Here is a 21,228-nt window from a genome sequence, read left to right as displayed (position 1 = left end):
AGACCTCACCAGCGCATACGCCAAAGCACCGACCGCCCGGAAAGCTCATGCCTGAGCACCGCCGCCACATGCAGGAACACCAGCAGACCGAGCAGGATGCAGGACAGTCGGTGCACCTGCATGAACAGATCGATGCCCGCGCCGCCCTGAAGCGGCGCGGGCATGACGAACAGGCCGAAGACATCGGTCGGCTGCTTCATCATCAGCACCCCGCTCGCCAGCACGACGGCTGTCGTCAGGTAGATGAGCTTGTGAACGGCAAAGGCCGCCCAGGCCTGCGCGGAATCGAGGCAACGACAGTCACTGCGGACATGAGCGAGACAGACCAGCATTCGAATAACAAAAAAAGGAATGAACAACGTTCCGACAAAAATATTGAATAAGCCGATTCGTTCCCGATATAGAACGGGAACATCAAACATCGCTATATAAAATCCACTGGGCAACACCCATAAAATAACGACAGCCGACAACCAGTGCAGAACAATCCGAAAACGACAATACGGTAATCTTTCGCTCGCCGAAGATTGGCTCATATAATGAAATCCGATACGGCACGGGCAGGGACCCGGAAACTTTCACAGTAATTTCCAGGCCCCCGACAGTGGCTCTTACTTGGCTATCCAGGCATCCTGCCAGTTGGTTCCGTGCCCCGGTTTGTAGTGATGCTCACTGGGAACCTTGCACCAGTCACCATCCGGAAACGGCTTGCACTCGTAGACATTGTCATCCACCAGTACAGTGGTACCCGGGCGATAGTTTTCAATATTTTGCGGATAGACCCAGTCGTATTCGTGGCCTACCCCTTCGCCACCCAGCTCGATGGACACGAGATCCTGGCGGGTGGTGCGACCATCAGGCGTCACGCCGACCAGCTTGACCTGATGAGGGCCTGGCGCACTGCGAACGTCCACGTTCAAGCTGGTGGAACCGGCCTCGACCTGTTGCGTGATGGAGCCGACGACCTTATTGTTGGCGTTGAACACCGTGAGTTCGACATTCATCAGGCGGTTGCCGAGCAGCGGCACGGGCAAGGTGAGACGCCCCTTGTCCAGCGCGAAGTCATTGCCCAGCGTCGAAATGCGCAGGTCGGCGCCAGCGTCTTCCTGCAGCTCCATTTGCAACTCATAGCGCTTCACGCCGCTTTCGGCCTTGGCAAAGACCTTGTTTGCGCCCTTGATCGGGTTGATCTTGCCCTCATCGTCACGAACACCGGCCCGCACCAGCTCCTGGGTCCGGTTGATCTGCTCGGCCAACTTGAACGACCAGTTCTCCGGGCGCCCTTCCTCGGCCGTCGCGATGGCGATCTCGACACGCCGCTCGTTGATCTCGCCCTCATTGCCAAAGCCGCGGGCCTTGACCTTGTCGCCCACCAGCAGGGCCGTGGAAGCCGGGGTGATGTTGCCGACCGTGTGCCAGCCATCCGGGGTGACCGCCTCGGGGATGATATTCACATCCGCCACGTTGTAGAACGCCGCAGCGGTGTCGCCCACGGTCCAGATCCCGAGAATGACATGCTGGCCGGTCCGGTCCGACGGGATGGAACAGGCATGCCTGGCACCGGAAACCGGCAGCGCATTGCCTCCGTCCACCTCGCAGAAGGGCGCGCTGTCGAACGAGGCGCGGGTCAGCGGTTGGTTCGGGTTCCAGCCGGCCCGGGTGATGAAATACTCATGCCGGGTCGCCGGATGGGCCGCGGTGTAATCCCAGGTGAACTCGATATCGCGGTCCTTGATTTCGGTCAGATGCCAACGCGTCGCACTCTGGGCATCCAGCGCGGAGAAGCTGGCCGACCCGCCGCTGGCGATCCTGCCATCGATGGGCCCCTGCATCGGCCCGCCACCACTGCCGGCCGGAAACCCCTTGAAGGTCTCACCAACACTCTGCGGCTCGTACTGCGCGTTCCCGCAATCCTTGTTCAACCCCTGCTGGCAGGCATAGGCCCGCGACGGTGGATGGCTCAGATAACCGTGAGCCGCCGCCTGTTGCGAAGCGACCAGAGCCGTGAGCATGGCTAGAGAGGACACACCTGCTGCGACCGAACCCGAACGTTTTCTCATCATAGTTTCCAATCCCGGAATGAATTACTGAAGTATTCGTATCCATGTAACTCGAGTAGAGAAGTATCCTTGATGCGGACATACCTATCCCTGGGAAAGCCCCATCAATCGATAGTCATTTGAATAGCAATAGAGAAAGCCGAATTCCACACCACCGCAACTTCAGCAGTAAGAATTCGGATGTGAATTTTACGAACATTGATTTTTTTAGCTGTAAGATGATTCCGAGCAGAAAGAGTGAATCATCAGCAATATTGATTTTTCCCGAAAGAGGCCACTTTTCAAGATAGAGCGCACAATACTCTTCGAAGGAACTTTCAGAAAACGCCCAGAATAGGCAGAAAAAACAGGAATGTTCTTACACAGCGGGATGAAAAAAGTGGAATTTGCAGAGCAGGACCGACGGCCCCGTCAGTGGGGCCGTGGTCGAAACCGAAGACTCAGCGATGGTACTGCGCGGAAAATTCGTGGACGGCGCCGATAAAGGCGCCTGCATGCTCTGGATCGACTTCCGGAGTGATGCCATGACCCAGGTTGAACACATGACCCGAACCTTCGCCGTAGCTGGCGAGAATCCGCGCCACTTCGGCACGGATCGCCTCGGGCCTGGCATACAGCACGGTAGGATCCATGTTGCCCTGCAGGGCCACCTTGTCCCCGACCCGGCGACGGGCATCGCCCAGGTCGCAGGTCCAGTCCAGGCCCAGCGCGTCGGCACCCGCCTCGGCGATGCTTTCCAGCCACAGGCCGCCGTTCTTGGTGAACAGGATGACCGGCACCTTGCGCCCTTCGTGCTCGCGGATCAGGCCGCTGACGATCTTGCGCATGTAGGCCAGGGAGAACTCCTGGTAAGCCGCCGCCGACAGGCTGCCGCCCCAGGTGTCGAAGATCTGTACCGCCTGGGCTCCGGCCCGGATCTGCCCGTTGAGGTACGCGGTGACCGACTGCGCCAGCTTGTCCAGCAGCAGGTGCAGGGCCTGCGGGTTGTCGTAGAGCATGGCCTTGGTCTTGCGGAAGTCTTTCGACGAGCCCCCTTCGACCATGTAGGTCGCCAAGGTCCAGGGGCTGCCGGAGAAGCCGATCAGCGGCACCCGGCCGTTGAGCTCCCGACGGATGGTGCTGACCGCGTCCATCACATAGCCCAGGTCCTTCCGCGGATCGGGGATCGGCAGCGCTTCGATGTCGGCCAGGCTGTCGATGACCTTCCTGAAGCGCGGGCCTTCGCCGGTCTCGAAGTACAGGCCCTGGCCCATGGCATCGGGGATGGTCAGGATATCGGAGAACAGGATCGCGGCGTCCAGGCCCGGGTAGCGGTCCAGGGGCTGCAAGGTGACTTCGCAGGCGAACGACGGATTCATGCACAGGCTCATGAAATCGCCGGCCTTGGCGCGACTGGCGCGGTACTCCGGCAGATAGCGACCCGCCTGACGCATCATCCACACAGGGGTGACATCAACGGGTTGCTTGAGCAGGGCACGCAGGAAACGGTCGTTCTTCAGGGCAGTCATGTCGGCATCCGGAGAAAAAGTGCGGGCATTTTCTCAGAGCGCAACGAAAAAGGCACGGCGAGTGCCGTGTCTTTTGTCTATCGGGTCAATTTGTCGCGGAGGGCGACAGAGGTCCTGGTCTCACCTTGTGGCGAGCGGGCTTGCCCGCGTCGGGGCGCACAGCGCCCCCGAACCCTGACAACCCGGTACATCAGGTCGACCGGGATGACCGGGTTTACGGCTGCTGCGCAGCCGAGCGTGGGCAAGCCCACTCGCCACAAGGTGAGACCAGAGCCCCCTTTACCAGAGCACTCTTGCCGCCATACGGCAGCAAGAGCCTGGCAGAGGCTCAGACGCCCAGGTAGTCCAGGATGCCTTCGGCGGCGTTGCGCCCCTCGAAGATCGCCGTGACCACCAGGTCGGAACCGCGGACCATGTCGCCACCGGCGAAGATCTTCGGGTTGCTGGTCTGGTGCTTGAACTGGCCGTTTTCCGGCGCGACCACACGGCCCTGGCTGTCGGTCTGGATACCGAACTGCTCGAACCATGGCGCCGGGCTCGGACGGAAACCGAAGGCGATGACCACGGCGTCGGCCGGGATGATCTCCTCGGAGCCCGGGATCGGCTCGGGGCTGCGACGGCCACGGGCATCCGGCTCACCGAGACGGGTCTCGACCACCTTCACGCCTTCGACCTTGTCCTCGCCGACGATCGCGATCGGCTGGCGGTTGTAGAGGAACTTCACGCCTTCTTCCTTGGCGTTCTTCACCTCCTTGCGCGAACCGGGCATGTTCGCTTCGTCACGACGATAGGCACAGGTCACGGCCTTGGCGCCCTGGCGGATCGAGGTGCGGTTGCAGTCCATCGCCGTGTCGCCACCGCCGAGCACCACGACCTTCTTGCCCTTCATGTCGACGAAGTCTTCCGGCGACTTTTCGAAGCCCAGGTTGCGGTTGACGTTGGCGATCAGGAAGTCCAGGGCGTCATGCACGCCTGGCAGGTCCTCGCCGGCGAAGCCGCCCTTCATGTAGGTGTAGGTACCCATGCCCATGAACACCGCATCGTATTCGGCGAGCAGTTGCTCCATGGTCACGTCCTTGCCCACCTCGGTGTTGAGGCGGAACTCGATGCCCATGCCGCTGAAGACTTCGCGACGATTGCTCAGCACGGTCTTTTCCAGCTTGAACTCGGGAATGCCGAAGGTCAGCAGACCGCCGATTTCCGGGTTCTTGTCGAACACCACCGGGGTCACCCCGCCGCGCACCAGCACGTCGGCGCAACCCAGGCCCGCCGGGCCCGCGCCGATGATCGCGACGCGCTTGCCGGTCGGCTTGACCTTGGACATGTCCGGACGCCAGCCCATGGCGAAGGCGGTGTCGGTGATGTACTTCTCCACCGAACCGATGGTCACCGCGCCGAAACCGTCGTTGAGGGTGCAGGCACCCTCGCACAGGCGGTCCTGCGGGCACACCCGGCCGCAGACTTCCGGCAGGGTGTTGGTCTGGTGGGACAACTCGGCCGCCGCGAGGATATTGCCTTCGGCCACCAGCTTCAGCCAGTTGGGGATGAAGTTGTGGACCGGGCATTTCCATTCGCAGTACGGGTTGCCGCAACCCAGGCAGCGGTGGGCCTGGTCGGCCGACTGCTGGGGCTTGAAGGGCTCGTAGATTTCCACGAACTCTTTCTTGCGTTGACGCAACAGTTTCTTCTTCGGATCCTTGCGCCCGACATCGATGAACTGGAAGTCGTTACTCAGACGTTCAGCCATTACAAAAACCTCATCAAACTCTTCAGGCGCATCACTGCGGGTTGGCACGGGTGCTGGACAACAGCGACTTCAGGCTGGCTGCCTTCGGCTTGACCAGCCAGAAGCGCCGCAGGTAGTCATCCAGGTTCTCGGCGAGGTTGCGACCCCATTCGCTGCCGGTCTCCTCGACGTATTCGTCCAGCACGCTCTGCAGGTGGCTGCGATAGGCTTCCATCGCTTCGCCGCTGATCCGCTGGATCTCCACCAACTCGTGGTTCACCTTGTCGACAAAGGTATTGTCCTGGTCCAGCACGTAGGCGAAACCGCCAGTCATGCCCGAACCGAAGTTGTAGCCGGTCTTGCCGAGTACGCAGACGAAACCGCCGGTCATGTATTCGCAGCAGTGGTCGCCAGTGCCTTCAACCACGGCGTGGGCGCCGGAGTTGCGCACCGCGAAACGCTCGCCCGCGGTGCCGGCGGCGAACAGCTTGCCGCCGGTGGCGCCGTACAGACAGGTATTACCGACGATGGCGCTGTCCTGGGTGCGATAGGCGCTGCCCTTGGGCGGCACGATCACCAGCTTGCCGCCGGTCATGCCCTTGCCCACGTAGTCGTTGGCATCGCCTTCGAGGTACAGGTTCAGGCCACCGGCGTTCCACACGCCGAAGCTCTGCCCGGCCGTGCCCTTGAAGCGGAAGGTGATCGGCGCCTTGGCCATGCCCTGGTTGCCATGGACACGGGCGATTTCGCCGGAGATCCGCGCGCCGATGGAACGGTCGCAGTTGCAGATATCCAGGTCGAACTCGGCGCCGCTGAGGTCGTTGATCGCAGCCCGGGCCATCTCCACCATTTTCTCGGCCAGCAGGCCCTGGTCGAATGGCGGGTTGCGGTCGACCTGGCAGAACTGCGGCTTGTCCGCCGGCACATGGTCGCTGCCCAGCAGCGGCGTCAGGTCCAGGTGGTGCTGCTTGGCGGTCTGGCCTTCGATGACGTCCAGCAGGTCGGTACGCCCGATCAGTTCTTCAAGGCTGCGCACGCCCAGCTTCGCCAGCCACTCGCGGGTTTCCTCGGCGACGTAGGTGAAGAAGTTCACCACCATGTCGACGGTACCGATGTAGTGGTCCTTGCGCAGCTTGTCGTTCTGGGTCGCCACGCCGGTGGCGCAGTTGTTCAGGTGGCAGATACGCAGGTATTTGCAACCCAGGGCGATCATCGGCGCGGTACCGAAGCCGAAGCTCTCGGCGCCGAGAATGGCCGCCTTGATCACGTCGAGGCCGGTTTTCAGGCCGCCGTCGGTCTGCACCCGGACCTTGCCGCGCAGGTCGTTGCCGCGCAGGGTCTGGTGGGTTTCGGCCAGGCCGAGTTCCCACGGCGCACCGGCGTACTTGATCGAGGTCAGCGGCGAGGCGCCGGTACCGCCGTCATAGCCGGAGATGGTGATCAGGTCGGCATAGGCTTTCGCCACACCGGCGGCGATCGTGCCGACGCCGGCTTCCGCCACCAGTTTCACCGAAACCAGCGCCTGCGGGTTGACCTGCTTGAGGTCGAAGATCAACTGCGACAGGTCTTCGATCGAGTAGATGTCGTGGTGCGGCGGCGGCGAGATCAGGGTCACGCCCGGCACCGCATAACGCAGCTTGGCGATCAGCCCGTTGACCTTGCCGCCCGGCAGTTGGCCGCCCTCGCCGGGCTTGGCGCCCTGGGCCACCTTGATCTGCAGCACTTCGGCGTTGACCAGATACTCCGGAGTCACACCGAAACGGCCGGTCGCGACCTGCTTGATCTTCGAGCTCTTGATGGTGCCGTAGCGCGATGGATCTTCGCCACCCTCGCCGGAGTTGGAGCGCGCGCCCAGGCGGTTCATCGCCTCGGCCAGGGCTTCGTGGGCCTCCGGCGACAGCGCGCCGAGCGAGATACCCGCCGAGTCGAAGCGCTTGAGGATCGCCTCCAGCGGCTCGATCTCGTCGAGGCTCAGCGGCGTGTCGAGGGTCTTGACCTTGAGCAGGTCGCGGATCATCGACACCGGACGGTTGTCCACCAGCGCGGTGTATTCCTTGAACTTGGCGTAGTCGCCCTGCTGCACGGCGGCCTGCAGGGTGTTGACCACGTCCGGGTTGTAGGCGTGGTATTCGCCACCGTAGACGAACTTCAGCAGGCCGCCCTGCTGGATCGGCTTGCGCGTGCTCCAGGCTTCGGCCGCCAGCAACTTCTGCTCGGCTTCGAGGTCGACGAAACGGGCGCCCTTGATCCGGCTCGGCACGCCACGGAAGCTCAGGTTGACCACTTCCTCGGACAGGCCGATGGCTTCGAACAACTGCGCGCCACGGTACGAGGCGATGGTCGAGATGCCCATCTTCGACAGGATCTTGAGCAGGCCCTTGGTGATGCCCTTGCGGTAGTTCTTGAAGACTTCGTACAGGTCGCCCAGTACTTCGCCGGTGCGGATCAGGTCGCCCAGCACTTCGTAGGCCAGGAACGGATAGACCGCCGAGGCACCGAAACCGATCAGCACCGCGAAGTGATGCGGGTCACGGGCGGTCGCGGTTTCGACCAGGATGTTGCTGTCGCAGCGCAGGCCTTTCTCGGTCAGGCGGTGATGCACCGCACCGGTGGCCAGGGACGCATGCACCGGCAGCTTGCCCGGCGCGATATGGCGGTCGCTGAGGACGATCTGGGTACGCCCGGCACGCACGGCTTCCTCGGCCTGGTCGGCGATGTTGCGCACGGCCGCTTCGAGGCCGACGCTCTCGTCGTAGTTCAGGTCGATGATCTGGCGCTCGAAGCCCGGACGCTCCAGGTTCATCAGCGAACGCCACTTGGCCGGCGAGATCACCGGCGAGCTGAGGATCACCCGCGAGGCGTGTTCCGGCGACTCTTCGAAGATGTTGCGCTCGGCACCAAGGCAGATCTCCAGCGACATGACGATCGCTTCACGCAGCGGGTCGATCGGCGGGTTGGTCACCTGGGCGAACTGCTGGCGGAAGTAGTCGTACGGCGTGCGCACGCGCTGGGACAGCACGGCCATCGGCGTGTCGTCGCCCATCGAGCCGACCGCTTCGTAGCCCTGTTCACCCAGTGGGCGCAGCACCTGGTCACGCTCCTCGAAGGTGACCTGGTACATCTTCATGTACTGCTTGAGCTGCTCGACGTTGTAGAACGCCGAACCATGGTCATTGTCTTCCATGGTCGCCTGGATGCGCAGGGCGTGCTTGCGCAGCCACTGCTTGTACGGGTGGCGCGACTTCAGGCGGTTGTCGATCGAGTCGGTGTCGAGGATCTGCCCGGTCTCGGTGTCCACGGCGAAGATCTGCCCCGGGCCGACACGGCCCTTGGCGATGACGTCTTCCGGCTGGTAATTCCACACGCCGATTTCCGACGCCAGGGTGATGTAGCCGTTCTTGGTGGTGACCCAGCGCGCCGGGCGCAGGCCGTTACGGTCGAGCAGGCAGACCGCGTGGCGACCTTCGGTCATCACGACGCCCGCCGGGCCGTCCCAGGGCTCCATGTGCATGGAGTTGAATTCATAGAACGCACGCAGGTCGGCATCCATGGTCTCGACGTTCTGCCACGCTGGCGGAATCAGCATGCGCACGCCACGGAACAGGTCGATGCCGCCGGTTACCATCAGCTCCAGCATGTTGTCCATGCTCGATGAGTCGGAACCGACACGGTTGACCAGCGGGCCCAACTCGTCGAGATCGGGGATCAGGTCGTTGGCGAACTTGGTGCGACGGGCCAGGGCCCAGTTGCGGTTGCCGGTGATGGTGTTGATCTCGCCGTTGTGCGCCAGAAAGCGGAACGGTTGCGCCAGCGGCCATTTCGGCAGGGTGTTGGTCGAGAAACGCTGGTGGAACACGCAGATCGCGGTCTTGAGCGTCGGGTCACCGAGGTCCGGATAGAAGGCGGCGAGGTCCGCCGGCATCATCAGGCCTTTATAGATGATGGTCTTGTGGGAAAAGCTGCAGATGTAGTGATCGGTATCGGCGGCGTTGGCCACCGACGAGCGACGACGGGCGCTGAACAGCTTGATGGCGAATGCCTGGTCGCTCAGGCCTTCACCGCCGATGAATACCTGCTCGATCTGCGGCAGGCGCTCCAGGGCCAGGCGGCCGAGGACGCTGGTATCGATCGGCACCTTGCGCCAGCCCACCAGTTGCAGGCCGGCCGCGAGGATTTCGCGATTCATGTTTTCGCGTGCGGCTTCGGCTTTGACCGGGTCCTGGTTGAAGAACACCATGCCCACCGCGTACTGCTTGGGCAGATCGCTACCGAATTGCGTTTTTGCGACAGCGCGCAGGAACTGGTCGGGCTTCTGGATCAGAAGACCGCAACCGTCACCGGTCTTGCCGTCGGCGTTGATCCCACCACGGTGGGTCATGCAGGTCAGGGCCTCGATGGCCGTCTGCAACAGGTGATGACTGGGTTCGCCTTGCATGTGGGCAATCAGGCCGAAACCACAGTTATCCTTGAATTCATCTGGTTGGTACAGACCTGCTTTCATAGACACTTTCTCACCAGGCTGCCTCTGAACGAGGCAAATTTCTTTTCAATTCAACCGCTTACCATCCACGCCGAACGTACGCCGACTTTGTAGGGGCAAAAGGGAGGTCATTGTACACACCGACACAGACGCCCACAAATTTAGCGACGAAATGTCGAAAATTCGCGTCGCATTTATGAAAGTTTTAAAGCGATATTTCGTGTTAGTCAAAATTTTTTGGATTTCGACCGTGACGACTCAAACCTACCGTGACGCAGACACCACAAGGCACGCAGCTTTGCGGGCTGCGCGCCTATGTGGAAATTTTGAGGTGCCGGAAGGGCGACCTGGGTAAGGCCGCCGATTCATCAGCGAGTTGTGGCGAGGTCCTGTTGGACGCTGGCGACAGTGCGTGGCCAAGGTTTACCAGCCTGAACCTTCGCTGGCAAGGCCTTGATAGCGTTTACCGCTGCATCGCGGCTGGCGAAACTACCATAAGTGATCACATAAAGCGGCTTGCCGTTGAGCACTTTCTTGAAATAACGGTACTCGCCGCCCTGCTCCTTGACGAAGTTCTGGGCAGTGGCTTCGGAACTGGTACCGAGGATCTGCACCACGTAGTGGCCAGGAGCCTGGCCTGCGTACCAGCTACTGCCGGCAGCCGGCTTGGCCGCTGCGGCAACTGGCTTCTCGGCCTTGGCCACCGGCTTGGCGGCCGGCACCGGCACTGGCGTCTGCGCTGGCTTGGCGGCGGGAGCGGCCGGCTTGGCCGTGGCTACCTGGGCAGGTGCCGGCGTCGGGCGAGCCGGCGTCGGTGCCGGACCCGCCGGCACGCCCAGCGGTGGTGCGGTGGTGGTCACGGTTGGCGGCTGCGCCACGCCGCCATCCACCGCCGGAGCGCCACCGTCATCGCCTTCCGGCATGCCACCGGCCGCTTCAGCCAGCGGACCGCGCATCACCGGTTGCGACTGGCCGACCAACGGCAGTGGCATCGGTTGCGAATTGCCGGCGAACTCGACCGCCGGACCACTGCCGGGCTTCGGCGCCTGCCCCAGAGGCAGTTGGGCCTGTTCGCTTGGCGCACCGGCGGTTACCGGCGCCTTGCTGCGACCCGAACTCATCCAGGCCGCAGCGATCGCGACCACCACCACGCCGGACAACGCCAACACGTATTTCTTTGACATCTTGAACCCCATACTTGGTCGCTTGACCGCGGAGCGGCTGGCAATCATGGCTTCGATCATCGCGTCGCGGGCCACCTGGTTGATGTTGCCAGGCCAACCCTCGGCGCTTTCATGAATCTCAGTGATCTGCTCAGCGGAAAAAAGTTCTATCCCCTGCCCCGCCCCCTCCAGGCGCTGGGCCAGATATTCGCGGGTTTCCTCTTCCGTGTAGGGCTGCAGCTCAATCACGTGAAAATGCTCTTCCTGCGCGCTGTGCGGCTCCAGAGCGGCAATCAGCGACGACTCGCCGAACAGGAAGACATGCGGCCGGCCTTCCGGAGCTCCGGCGGCCAGAGCCAGCAGGGCCTCGATCGCCGAATCGTCCAGTTGCTCGGCATCGTCGACCAGCAGATAGACCTCCTGGCCGGTGAGCGCCAGTTGCACCACCTGTGCCAGGATAGAGGAAACGTCGGTCTCGGCCACATTCAGCGCCTGGGCGATCTGGTACAGCACACCGGCCGCATCACCGGCACCGCGAGCGGAAACCACCACGCTCTGCACCGACTGCTTGTTGGTGCTGGCCACCAACGCCTGACGCAGCAGGGTCTTGCCGCTCCCCAGGGGACCTGTGACCACCAGCAGCAATTGGCTGTAGCGGGCCAGGTGATGCAACTGCCCCAGTACCGGCTTGCGCTGGGCCGGGAAAAACTTGAAGCCAGGCACCCGTGGAGCGAAAGGATCGTGACTCAACTGATAATGGCCGAGGAAAGCCTCGTCGGCATGCAAACTAGTCATCGGAATCTAATCAACCTTTAAGCTGAGCCAAGGCGCGGTAGTCCGCACCCAGCGTGGCCTGTAGAACCTCTTTCGGATAATCGTCGGTCACCACGGCTTCGCCCAAGCGGCGCAACAGCACCAGGCGCATGCGACCATCGATCACTTTCTTGTCAACCGCCATGTGTTCGAGAAAATCGGCTTCGGTCATCTCCTGCGGAGGAATGACCGGCAAGCCCGCACGCTGGAACAGGCGAATACCACGGTCGCGCTCGGCCTCGCTGATCCAGCCCAGGCGCGTGGACATTTCCAGTGCCATGACCGTACCCGCAGCCACCGCCTCGCCGTGCAGCCATACGCCATAGCCCATGTGGGTTTCGATGGCATGACCGAAGGTGTGCCCGAGGTTGAGCGTGGCACGCACGCCGGACTCGCGCTCATCGGCACCGACTACCGCCGCCTTGGCCGCGCAGGAACGCTCGATGGCCACGGTCAGGGCCGCCTGGTCCAGGCCACGCAGGGCATCGACGTGCTCCTCCAGCCAGGTCAGGAATGGCTCGTCGCAGATGAGCCCGTACTTGATGACCTCCGCCAGCCCCGCCGACAGCTCGCGGGCCGGCAACGTCTTGAGGCTCGCGGTATCGATCAGCACCGCGTTCGGCTGATAGAACGCCCCGACCATGTTCTTGCCCAGCGGGTGGTTGATACCGGTCTTGCCGCCCACCGACGAATCGACCTGCGACAACAAGGTAGTCGGTACCTGGATAAAGTCCACTCCGCGCTGATAACAGGCCGCGGCAAAACCGGCCATGTCACCGATGACCCCGCCGCCCAGGGCGATGATGGTGGTGCGACGGTCGTGACGGGCCTTGAGCAGGCCGTCGAAAATCAGCTGCAGGGTTTCCCAGTTCTTGAAGGCCTCGCCGTCGGGCAGCACCACAGAAATCACCGAATAGGCCGCCAGGCTGCGGCTCAGGCGCTCTAGATAGAGCGGCGCAACGGTTTCGTTGGAGACGATTGCAACTTGCCGACCGGCAATGTGCGGCGTCAGCAGCTCGGGCTGGTCCAGCAACCCCTCGCCAATGTGAATCGGGTAGCTGCGCTCGCCAAGATCGACCTTAAGTGTCTGCATGAGTCCCCACAGTGAAGATGGACGCGGGCGTCCAGTCCCAGGATTAACGATTGTTGGCGGCGTCGGTTTCCGGCGCGGCCCGATGGCCTTGAGCCATGACCGCGAGCGGGCATGGCGGGCGTCGAGGATAGCGCATTTCCTCGCCTGCTTTAACGGGGAGGTAGCTGCTGCAAGCGCTCAAGGATGTCCAGCACGACCATGCGTGGCGGCCGCTCATCGGTTTCCACCACCAGATCGGCGATTTCCCGATAAAGCGGATCACGGATCGCCAGCAGGTCACGCAGGGTTTTCGCCGGATCGGCCGTACGCAGCAGCGGCCGGTTGCGGTCGCGGGCGGTACGCCCCACCTGCTGCTCCACCGAGGCATGCAGGTAGACCACCCGCCCGCCGGCATGCAGCGCCTGGCGGTTTTCATCGCGCATCACCGCGCCCCCGCCGGTGGCCAGGACCACGCCGTCGCTGGCACACAGCTCGGCAATCATCGCCTGCTCACGGTCACGGAAGCCCGGTTCGCCTTCCTTGTCGAAGATCCACGGAATATTCGCGCCGGTGCGCAATTCAATTTCCTTGTCGGAATCCTTGAAAGGCAGACGCAACTCTTTGGCCAGCAAACGACCTATGGTGCTCTTTCCAGCCCCCATAGGCCCAACAAGAATCAAATTTCGCACAGAATCAACGACTCACAGCAATCGCCTGGTTATTCATGATACGCGGAGTCAGGAATACCAGCAGCTCGGATTTTGCTTCCGAAACGATGTCCCGACGGAAAAGGCGCCCAACATACGGCACATCGCCCAGAAATGGCACCTTCTCTTCGGTTTTGCTCTGAGTATTGGAGAACACGCCGCCGATCACCACGGTTTCACCGTCGTTGACCAGCACCTTGGCGTTGACTTCGTTCTTCTTGATCGGCGGTACGTTGTTGAGCACGTTCTGGTAGTCCGGCTCGTCCTTGGTGACCTTCACTTCCATGATGATCCGGTTGTCCGGAGTGATCTGCGGCGTCACTTCGAGGGACAGCGAAGCCTCCTTGAAGGACACCGAGGTGGCGCCGCTGGAGCTCGACTCCTGATACGGGATCTCCGTACCCTTGAGAATCTTCGCGGTTTCCTTGTCGGACGTGACCACCTTGGGCTGCGACACCACCTCACCGTTGCCGGTCTTCTCCATCGCGCTCAGCTCCAGGTCGAGAATGGTGTTGTCGGTGACGAAGCCGATGCCGATACCGGAGGTCGCCGAAGTGGCGCCCAGGTCGACGAACGGCGTGCTGGAACTCTGGCCGGTCAGGCGGCTCAAGGTCGGCGAACCGCCGTTGGTCTTCCAGTTGCCACCGGAAATGCTGCCGCCCCAGCGGGCACCCAGTTGCTTGTCGTAACCGACGTTGGCTTCGACGATACGCGCCTCGATCATTACCTGGCGTACCGGGATGTCCAACTGCGCCACGATCCGCCGCAATTCATCGAGGCGTTCCTGGGTCTGGTAGGCAATGATGTTGTTGGTGCGCTCGTCCACGGTGATCGAGCCACGCTCGTCCCCCTTGCTTTCGGCACTGGTGACCGACTGGAACAGCTTGGCGATATCCGCGGCCTTGGCGTAGTTGACCTGCAGCAGCTCGCGGCGCAACGGTGCCAGTTCGGCGATCTGCTTCTGCGACTCCAGCTCCTGGCGCTCACGCGCGGCGATCTCGTCCGCCGGTGCCACCAGCAGCACGTTGCCGATCTTGCGCTTGTCCAGGCCCTTGGTCTTGAGCACCAGGTCCAGCGCCTGGTCCCACGGCACGTTCTGCAGGCGCAGGGTGATCCCGCCCTGCACCGTGTCGCTGGCCACCAGGTTCAGGTTGGTGAAGTCGGCGATCAGTTGCAGCACCGAGCGGACGTCGATGTCCTGGAAGTTCAGCGACAGCTTTTCGCCGCTGTAGACAAAACGCTCGGCGTTGCGTCGCTGAATGTCATCGACGGTCAGTGGGCGGACGCTGATGGTCAGCCTGTTGTCGGTCTGATAGGTCGAATAATCGAAGGCACCGCCCGGCTCGATGGAAATGCTCGCGCGGTCGGCGGACGCCGTGGCATTGACGTACTGCACCGGCGTGGCGAAATCCTTCACGTCCAGGCGCACGCGCAGGGACTCCGGCAACTGGGTGCGCGGGAAGTCCACATTGATCTTGCCGCCCTTTTCCTGGATATCCGGGCTGATGGAAGGATCGGAAAGCTCGATGACCACATTGCCTTCGCCCTGCTCGCCACGCTGGAAGTCGACGCTGCGAATGGTCTTGCCCACCGGCGCATAGGCCTTGGGCGCCACCCGCGCCGGTTGCGCGGCGCCAGCCACCGGCCGGCTGCCGGCTGCCTGGCTGGCAACCGCGGGCACCGCGCCCTGGCCGACCACCACGAACAGGTTATTGCCATCGATCCGCGTGCTGTAGGGCGCCAGCTTGGTCAGATTGATGATCAGCCGGGTGCGATCCTTGGCTTCGACCACGGTCACGCTGCGCGCGTTGCCCACGCCCAGGTCGCGAGTCCGGGTGGTCAGCTGGCTGGCCACCCCGGTCAGGTCCAGGGCAATCCGCGCCGGCTGCTCGGTGGTATAGCCGTGCGGAGCCGGAGGGGCGCTGTCGAAGGCCAGCTTGATCTCGACCCGATCCCCAGGCAGCGCCGCCACGTCGAGGTTCTTGAGGTTGGCGGCGAACACCATCGGCGACACCAGCGCCATCCATAGCGAAAGGCCGAGGGCGCAAAGGATCCTGTTCATATCGAGTTCCACTATGAGTGCTCTTTCAAGGGGATGGTGCGAGGTCGTTCCAGCCAGCCGCCTTCGCCGTCCGGAACGATCTCGATCACTTCGACCTGGGAATCGGTGATAGCCACGATACGGCCCTCGTTGCGCCCCAGGTAATCGCCCACCTTCAATCGATGAACGCCACCGGCCCCGCGCAGCAAGGCGTAGGTACCGCCGGCATTGGAAAGGGTGCCCACCATCTCGAACTGCTCGATATTGAAGCCTTCGAGGAACTGCCTGGTCCGGTTCGGATCCGGCTTGACCTCGCGCGAGCCTTTCTGGCGATTCACCAGGTCGATCTTGACCGGCGGCTGGAACGGACTGCGCAGCGAAGACGCGTTGTAGGTGAACGCCTCGTAGGATTGAAACTTCGGCGTCGGCTCGATGTTGCCGGCCGGCCGCGCACGCACCTCGCGCATGTAGGCATCCAGGTCGCTGAAATCATTGCCACCGCCACAGCCGGCCAGCAACAGGGTCAGCAGCCCCACGCACAACCCGCGCAAGCCGATCATTTCTGCAGTCCCTTGTCGTTGTAGCGATAGGTCTTGGCGAGAATGTTCATGCGCAGCTTGTTGCCATTGCCCTCGGTCACCGGCCTGATTTCGAAGTCATGCAGGGTGACGATCCGTGGCAGGCTGGCGACACCGCTGACGAAGGTGGCGAGGTCGTGGTAGGCACCGGTGACGGTGATCTGGATCGGCAGCTCGATATAGAACTGCTGCGCCACTTCCGGCAACAGCTTGATCTCCTCGAACTCCAGCCCGCTGCCCAGGCCCGTACGCGTGATGTCTTCCAGCAGCCCCGGTACTTCGGTATCGCTGGGCAGTTGCTTGAGCAGCGCACCGAAGGAGGCTTCCATGTCGAGCATCTGCTGGGTGTAGGCTTCGAGGTTGGCCGCCAGGTGCGCCTTGGTTGCGAACTGCTCCTTGAGGGTGACCTCGCCCGCCCGCTGCTGGTCCAGTTGCTCGGTCAGATCCTGAATGTAAACCACGTAGCCCAACGCCAGCACGAGCACCGCGACAATCACCCCACAGAACACCTTGACCGCAGCCGGCCAGGAGCCGATGTTCTGCATATCGAGATCGGCGATGTCGATCTTGCGCAGGTTTTCCAGCCGTTCGGAAATATTCATCTGGCAGCCCCCGGAACTGGAGGCTGGGTCTGGCGCACGCTCAACTGGAACACATTGGCCTGGTCGACCGTGCCACTGGTGGTCGCCTTGACCTCGGTCAGGCTGGGAGCCTCGAGCCAATCGGAGGCATCGAGGTTGCGCATCAGGTCAGAGACGCGGTTGTTGGACTCCGCCGCACCGGTGATCGCGATGACCTTGCCGGTCATCTTCACATCCGTGAAATACACGCCATCAGGCAGGGTTCGCGTCAATTGATCGAAGATCCGCCCGCTGATCGAACGGTTGCCCTGCAGGTCCTGGATGATCTTCATCCGCTCGATCAACTGCTGGCGACGGGCTTTCAAGTCGCTGATCTGTTTGATCCGCGAGTCCAGTTGGGCGATTTCCTTGCTCACATAGGCGTTGCGCGCGACCTGATGATCGATGGAGCGGCTGATGTACTGGTCGGCAATCAGGATGACACCGACCGAAATCACCAGCACCCCGACCAGGGCCGTCAGGAAACGCTTGCGTCGTTCTTCACGCAGTTGTTCGCGCCAGGGCAGAAGGTTGATCCGCGCCATCAGTCAAAACTCCTCAACGCCAGGCCACAGGCGATCATCAGGGCTGGCGCGTCGCTGGCCAGCGCCCCGGCATTGACCTTGCTGCTCAACGCCATGTCGGCGAAAGGGTTGGCGACCATGGTCGGCGTACCCAGCCGCTGCTGGATCAGGTGATCGAGACCGGCAATGGAGGCGGTGCCGCCGGCCAGCAGGATGTAGTCGACCTCGTTGTACTGGCCCGAGGCGAAAAAGAACTGCAGGGAGCGCGAAACCTGCTGGACCAGGGCATCCTTGAACGGCTGCAGGACCTCGAGCACGTAGTCGTCGGGCAGGCCGCCCTGCTTCTTCGCCAGCCCCGCCTCCTCGTTGGACAGGCCATAGCGCCGCTGGATTTCCTCGGTGAGCTGGCGTCCGCCGAACAACTGCTCGCGGGTATAGATGATCCGCCCGTTGTGCAGGACACTGAGGGTGGTCATGGTCGCACCGATATCGACCACCGCGACGGTCAGCCTGTCGTGGTCGATGGCCAGTTGGGACGCCAGCAGGCCAAAGGAGCGCTCCAGCGCATAGGCCTCGACATCGACCACCCGGGCATCGAGCCCGGCCAGGCCGAGGGCCGCTTCGCGCACTTCGACGTTTTCTTTCCGACAGGCGGCGAGCAGCACTTCGACCCGCTCGGGGTTGCGTGCCGAATACCCCTGGACCTCGAAGTCGATGGCGACTTCCTCCAGCGGGTAGGGAATGTACTGGTCGGCTTCGATCTTGAGCTGGCTCTCCATGTCGTCATCGGAGAGCCCGGCATCCATTTCGATGGTCTTGGTGATGACCGCGGAACCGGCCACCGCCACCGCGGCTTCTCGCGCGCTGGTTCGGGCCTTGAGCAGCACCCGCGTCAGGGCCTGGCCGACGCCTTCGAGCTCGGCGATGTTCTTCTCGACCACGGCATTGGGCGGCAACGGTTCCACGGCATAGGACTCGACCCGATATCGATTGCCCGAGCGGCTCAATTCGAGGAGCTTGACCGAGGTGGAACTGATGTCGATACCCAGGAGCGAATGCGCTTTTTTGCCGAAGAGTCCAAGCACTACCGATTCCCTATTACTATCCGCGACTTACGGACCCTTTATGATGAAGGGCATTTAATAGCAGTCTTGACATAAGCGCAAATGACGCTCAAGGCCAAAAATGCTTATAATGCCCCACGCTTTTCTCCGAGTCGTCGAACCAGCGCTTGCCGTGAATCTAGCCTGACGCCCAACTCATTCTTTTATCTGGAAATCCACAAGCCTTGATTCGTCTGCTGAAGTTTTTCGGGTGGTCTTTCGTCGCCATATTCTGCGGGCTGCTGCTCGTCCTGAGCGGCGCGTTTCTCTATCTTAGTCCGGGCCTGCCGTCCGTGGAGGCTCTGCGAAGCATCCAGTTGCAGATTCCGCTGCGGGTCTACACCAGCGATGGCAAACTGATAGCAGAATTTGGCGAAATGCGTCGTTCTCCCATCCGCTTCGCCGACATCCCCCCGAATTTCATCAACGCCCTGCTCAGCGCCGAAGATGACAACTTCGCCAATCACTATGGCGTCGACCCCAGCAGCCTGATGCGCGCCGCGACCCAACTGGTCAAGAGCGGGCACATCCAGTCCGGCGGCAGCACCATCACCATGCAGGTGGCGAAGAACTTCTTCCTGTCCAGTGAGCGTAGTTTCTCGCGCAAGACCAATGAAATTCTTCTGGCCCTGCAGATCGAACGCCAACTGACCAAGGACGAAATCCTCGAGCTGTACGTGAACAAGATCTACCTGGGCAACCGTGCCTACGGTATCGAAGCCGCATCGCAGGTTTATTACGGCAAGTCGATCCGCGACATCAGCCTGGCCCAGATGGCCACGATCGCCGGCCTGCCCAAGGCGCCGTCGCGCTTCAACCCGCTGGCCAACCCGGTACGGGCCAAGGAGCGCCGCGACTGGATTCTCGGCCGTATGTACAAGTTGGGCAAGATCGACGAAGCCGCCTACCAGGCCGCCCTCGCCGAGCCGATGAACGCCAGCTACCACGTGCCGACACCGGAAGTGAACGCACCGTACATCGCCGAGATGGCCCGCGCCGAAATGGTCGGCCGCTACGGCAGCGACGCCTACACCGAAGGTTTCCGCGTCACCACCACGGTACCGAGCAACCTGCAGGAAATGGCCAACCATGCGGTCCAGGAAGGCCTGATCACCTATGACCAGCGCCATGGCTACCGCGGCCCCGAGTCGCGCCTGCCGGGCAAGACCCGCGAGGCCTGGAACCTCGAGCTGAGCAAGCAGCGCACCATCAGCGGACTCGACCCGGCGATCGTCACCCAGGTGGACAAGAACGCCCTGCACGTACTGACCCGCAACGGCATCGAAACCGTGGCCTGGGACACCATGAAGTGGGCCCGCCCCTACCTGAACACCAACAGCATCGGCGCGGCACCGAGGCAACCTGCCGATGTCGCCCAGGTCGGCGATCTGATCCGCGTCCAGCGCCAGGCCGACAACAGCCTCAAGTTCAGCCAGATCCCGGCCGCCCAGAGCGCGCTGGTCTCGCTCGACCCGCAGAACGGCGCCATTCGCGCCCTGGTCGGCGGCTTCGCCTTCGAGCAGAGCAACTACAACCGCGCCATGCAGGCCAAGCGCCAGCCCGGCTCGAGCTTCAAGCCGTTCATCTACAGCGCGGCCCTGGACAACGGCTATACCGCGGCCAGCCTGGTCAACGACGCGCCGATCGTGTTCGTCGACGAGTACCTGGACAAGGTCTGGCGACCGAAGAACGACACCAACACCTTCCTCGGCCCGATCCGCCTGCGCGAGGCGCTGTACAAGTCGCGCAACCTGGTGTCGATCCGCCTGCTGCAAAGCCTGGGCGTCGACAAGACCATCGACTACATTGCCCGGTTCGGCTTCAACAAGCAGGACCTGCCACGCAACCTGTCCCTGGCCCTGGGTACCGCGACCCTGACACCGATGGAAATCGCCACCGGCTGGAGCACCTTTGCCAACGGCGGCTACAAGATCACCCCGTACCTGATCGACAAGATCGAAAGCCGCAACGGCGAGACCCTGTTCGTCGCCAACCCGCCGAGCGTACCGACCGGCATGGCCGCCAGCAACGGGATCGCCGCACCAAGCCATTCGAGCTTCACCATCAACGGCACCAGCGAAGGCCCGGCGCCTGCCGCCCAGGCACCGGCTGTCGCCGAGCGCATCGTCGACGGACGCACCACCTACATCCTCAACAGCATGCTCGAGGACGTGATCAAGCTCGGCACCGGCCGCCGCGCCCTGGCCCTGGGCCGCAGCGACCTGGCGGGCAAGACCGGCACCACCAACGAATCCAAGGATGCCTGGTTCAGCGGCTACAACGCCGACTACGTGACCACCGTCTGGACCGGCTTCGACCAGCCGGAGAGCCTTGGCCGCCGCGAGTTCGGCGGCACGGTGTCGCTGCCGATCTGGATGGACTACATGGGCGCCGCGCTCAAGGACAAGCCCCCGCACACCCAGGCCGAGCCGGAAGGCATCCTCAGCCTGCGGGTCGACCCGGTCAGCGGCCGCGCAGCGGTACCCGGCACGCCGAACGCCTACTTCGAGCTGTTCAAGAGCGAGGATACGCCGCCGTCGGTCAACGAACTGGGCACTGGCGGCAGCGCCCCTGGCAGCCCTCTGCCAGCAGACGAATCCGCGCCGATCGATCTGTTCTGACCAGACGGGAATGACTCCTCCAACAATGGAGTGGGGTGGACACGCCTGACAGGCGGGCGCTTGTGGCGAGCGGGCTTGCCCGCTCGCCCGGCTGCAAGGCAGCCGCAACTCAGGCAGCGCGTGTCACCTGGACTGACGCAACCAGCAGGCTTCAGGGGTGCCTTGCACCCCAGCGCGGGCAAGCCCGCTCGCCACATCAAGCAGCCTCGACA

14 protein-coding genes are annotated in these 21,228 nt (G+C 62.6%); 1 reads left to right on the top strand and 13 read right to left on the bottom strand.

Going from position 1 to position 21,228, the window contains the following annotated elements:
- Positions 1-5: 5 nt before the first annotated feature.
- From K675_RS0111625 to K675_RS0111565, 13 genes are all read right to left on the bottom strand, one after another.
- A complete protein-coding gene (locus tag K675_RS0111625) occupies positions 6-536 on the bottom strand; it encodes a cytochrome b (protein WP_051070747.1) in 531 nt (176 codons plus the stop codon).
- 75 nt (positions 537-611) lie between these two features.
- Positions 612-2,012, bottom strand: coding sequence for a lytic polysaccharide monooxygenase (locus K675_RS0111620; RefSeq protein ID WP_017903692.1), 1,401 nt, complete (start codon positions 2,010-2,012; stop codon positions 612-614).
- A 488-nt stretch (positions 2,013-2,500) separates the two neighbouring features.
- Positions 2,501-3,568, bottom strand: coding sequence for a uroporphyrinogen decarboxylase (gene hemE / locus K675_RS0111615; protein WP_017903691.1), 1,068 nt, complete (start codon positions 3,566-3,568; stop codon positions 2,501-2,503).
- A gap of 328 nt (positions 3,569-3,896) precedes the next feature.
- On the bottom strand, positions 3,897-5,315 hold the full coding sequence (locus K675_RS0111610) for an FAD-dependent oxidoreductase (protein ID WP_017903690.1): 1,419 nt from the start codon (positions 5,313-5,315) through the stop codon (positions 3,897-3,899).
- Between the two features lie 31 nt (positions 5,316-5,346).
- A complete protein-coding gene (gene gltB / locus K675_RS0111605; RefSeq protein ID WP_017903689.1) occupies positions 5,347-9,795 on the bottom strand; it encodes a glutamate synthase large subunit in 4,449 nt (1,482 codons plus the stop codon).
- Positions 9,796-10,142: 347 nt separating this feature from the next.
- Entirely contained in the window at positions 10,143-11,732 is a 1,590-nt protein-coding gene (locus tag K675_RS0111600; RefSeq protein ID WP_026145114.1) for an AAA family ATPase, read from the bottom strand.
- Between the two features lie 10 nt (positions 11,733-11,742).
- Positions 11,743-12,843 (bottom strand): 3-dehydroquinate synthase, encoded by a 1,101-nt coding sequence (aroB, locus tag K675_RS0111595; RefSeq protein ID WP_017903687.1) that lies wholly within the window; start codon positions 12,841-12,843, stop codon positions 11,743-11,745.
- Positions 12,844-12,992: 149 nt separating this feature from the next.
- Positions 12,993-13,511, bottom strand: a complete 519-nt coding sequence (aroK, locus tag K675_RS0111590; protein WP_026145113.1) for a shikimate kinase AroK — start codon at positions 13,509-13,511, stop codon at positions 12,993-12,995.
- Between the two features lie 4 nt (positions 13,512-13,515).
- A complete protein-coding gene (pilQ, locus tag K675_RS0111585) occupies positions 13,516-15,591 on the bottom strand; it encodes a type IV pilus secretin PilQ (protein ID WP_026145112.1) in 2,076 nt (691 codons plus the stop codon).
- 11 nt (positions 15,592-15,602) lie between these two features.
- Complete coding sequence (gene pilP / locus K675_RS0111580) at positions 15,603-16,130, bottom strand: type 4a pilus biogenesis lipoprotein PilP (protein WP_017903684.1); 528 nt, start codon at positions 16,128-16,130, stop codon at positions 15,603-15,605.
- Positions 16,127-16,750 (bottom strand): type 4a pilus biogenesis protein PilO, encoded by a 624-nt coding sequence (gene pilO, locus K675_RS0111575; protein ID WP_017903683.1) that lies wholly within the window; start codon positions 16,748-16,750, stop codon positions 16,127-16,129. The genes pilP and pilO overlap by 4 nt, the downstream gene beginning before the upstream one ends.
- Positions 16,747-17,313 carry a PilN domain-containing protein gene (locus K675_RS0111570; RefSeq protein ID WP_017903682.1) on the bottom strand — a complete coding sequence of 189 codons (567 nt, stop codon included), beginning with the start codon at positions 17,311-17,313 and terminating at the stop codon, positions 16,747-16,749. The genes pilO and K675_RS0111570 overlap by 4 nt, the downstream gene beginning before the upstream one ends.
- Entirely contained in the window at positions 17,313-18,377 is a 1,065-nt protein-coding gene (locus tag K675_RS0111565) for a pilus assembly protein PilM (protein ID WP_017903681.1), read from the bottom strand. The genes K675_RS0111570 and K675_RS0111565 overlap by 1 nt, the downstream gene beginning before the upstream one ends.
- Before the next feature lie 206 nt (positions 18,378-18,583).
- Between K675_RS0111565 and K675_RS0111560 the strand changes: the two genes are divergently transcribed.
- Positions 18,584-21,016, top strand: a complete 2,433-nt coding sequence (locus K675_RS0111560) for a penicillin-binding protein 1A (RefSeq protein WP_420066335.1) — start codon at positions 18,584-18,586, stop codon at positions 21,014-21,016.
- Positions 21,017-21,228: the final 212 nt, after the last annotated feature.

The organism is Pseudomonas fuscovaginae SE-1 (assembly GCF_000364705.1).
GTDB classification, from domain to species: Bacteria; Pseudomonadota; Gammaproteobacteria; order Pseudomonadales; family Pseudomonadaceae; genus Aquipseudomonas; species Aquipseudomonas fuscovaginae_A.
The sequence above is the reverse complement of the archived record's forward strand: the minus strand, read 5'-3'. Positions and strand labels throughout refer to the sequence as shown.

What these genes read in the sequence shown, in the direction of transcription:
- hemE (WP_017903691.1), bottom strand. Translation starts at nt 3,568, where the DNA reads ATGACTGCCCTGAAGAACGACCGTTTCCTGCGTGCCCTGCTCAAGCAA.
- K675_RS0111600 (WP_026145114.1), bottom strand. Translation starts at nt 11,732, where the DNA reads ATGACTAGTTTGCATGCCGACGAGGCTTTCCTCGGCCATTATCAGTTG.
- K675_RS0111625 (WP_051070747.1), bottom strand. Translation starts at nt 536, where the DNA reads ATGAGCCAATCTTCGGCGAGCGAAAGATTACCGTATTGTCGTTTTCGG.
- pilO (WP_017903683.1), bottom strand. Translation starts at nt 16,750, where the DNA reads ATGAATATTTCCGAACGGCTGGAAAACCTGCGCAAGATCGACATCGCC.
- K675_RS0111610 (WP_017903690.1), bottom strand. Translation starts at nt 5,315, where the DNA reads ATGGCTGAACGTCTGAGTAACGACTTCCAGTTCATCGATGTCGGGCGC.
- pilP (WP_017903684.1), bottom strand. Translation starts at nt 16,130, where the DNA reads ATGATCGGCTTGCGCGGGTTGTGCGTGGGGCTGCTGACCCTGTTGCTG.
- K675_RS0111620 (WP_017903692.1), bottom strand. Translation starts at nt 2,012, where the DNA reads ATGCTCACGGCTCTGGTCGCTTCGCAACAGGCGGCGGCTCACGGTTAT.
- pilQ (WP_026145112.1), bottom strand. Translation starts at nt 15,591, where the DNA reads ATGAACAGGATCCTTTGCGCCCTCGGCCTTTCGCTATGGATGGCGCTG.
- K675_RS0111570 (WP_017903682.1), bottom strand. Translation starts at nt 17,313, where the DNA reads ATGGCGCGGATCAACCTTCTGCCCTGGCGCGAACAACTGCGTGAAGAA.
- gltB (WP_017903689.1), bottom strand. Translation starts at nt 9,795, where the DNA reads ATGAAAGCAGGTCTGTACCAACCAGATGAATTCAAGGATAACTGTGGT.
- aroB (WP_017903687.1), bottom strand. Translation starts at nt 12,843, where the DNA reads ATGCAGACACTTAAGGTCGATCTTGGCGAGCGCAGCTACCCGATTCAC.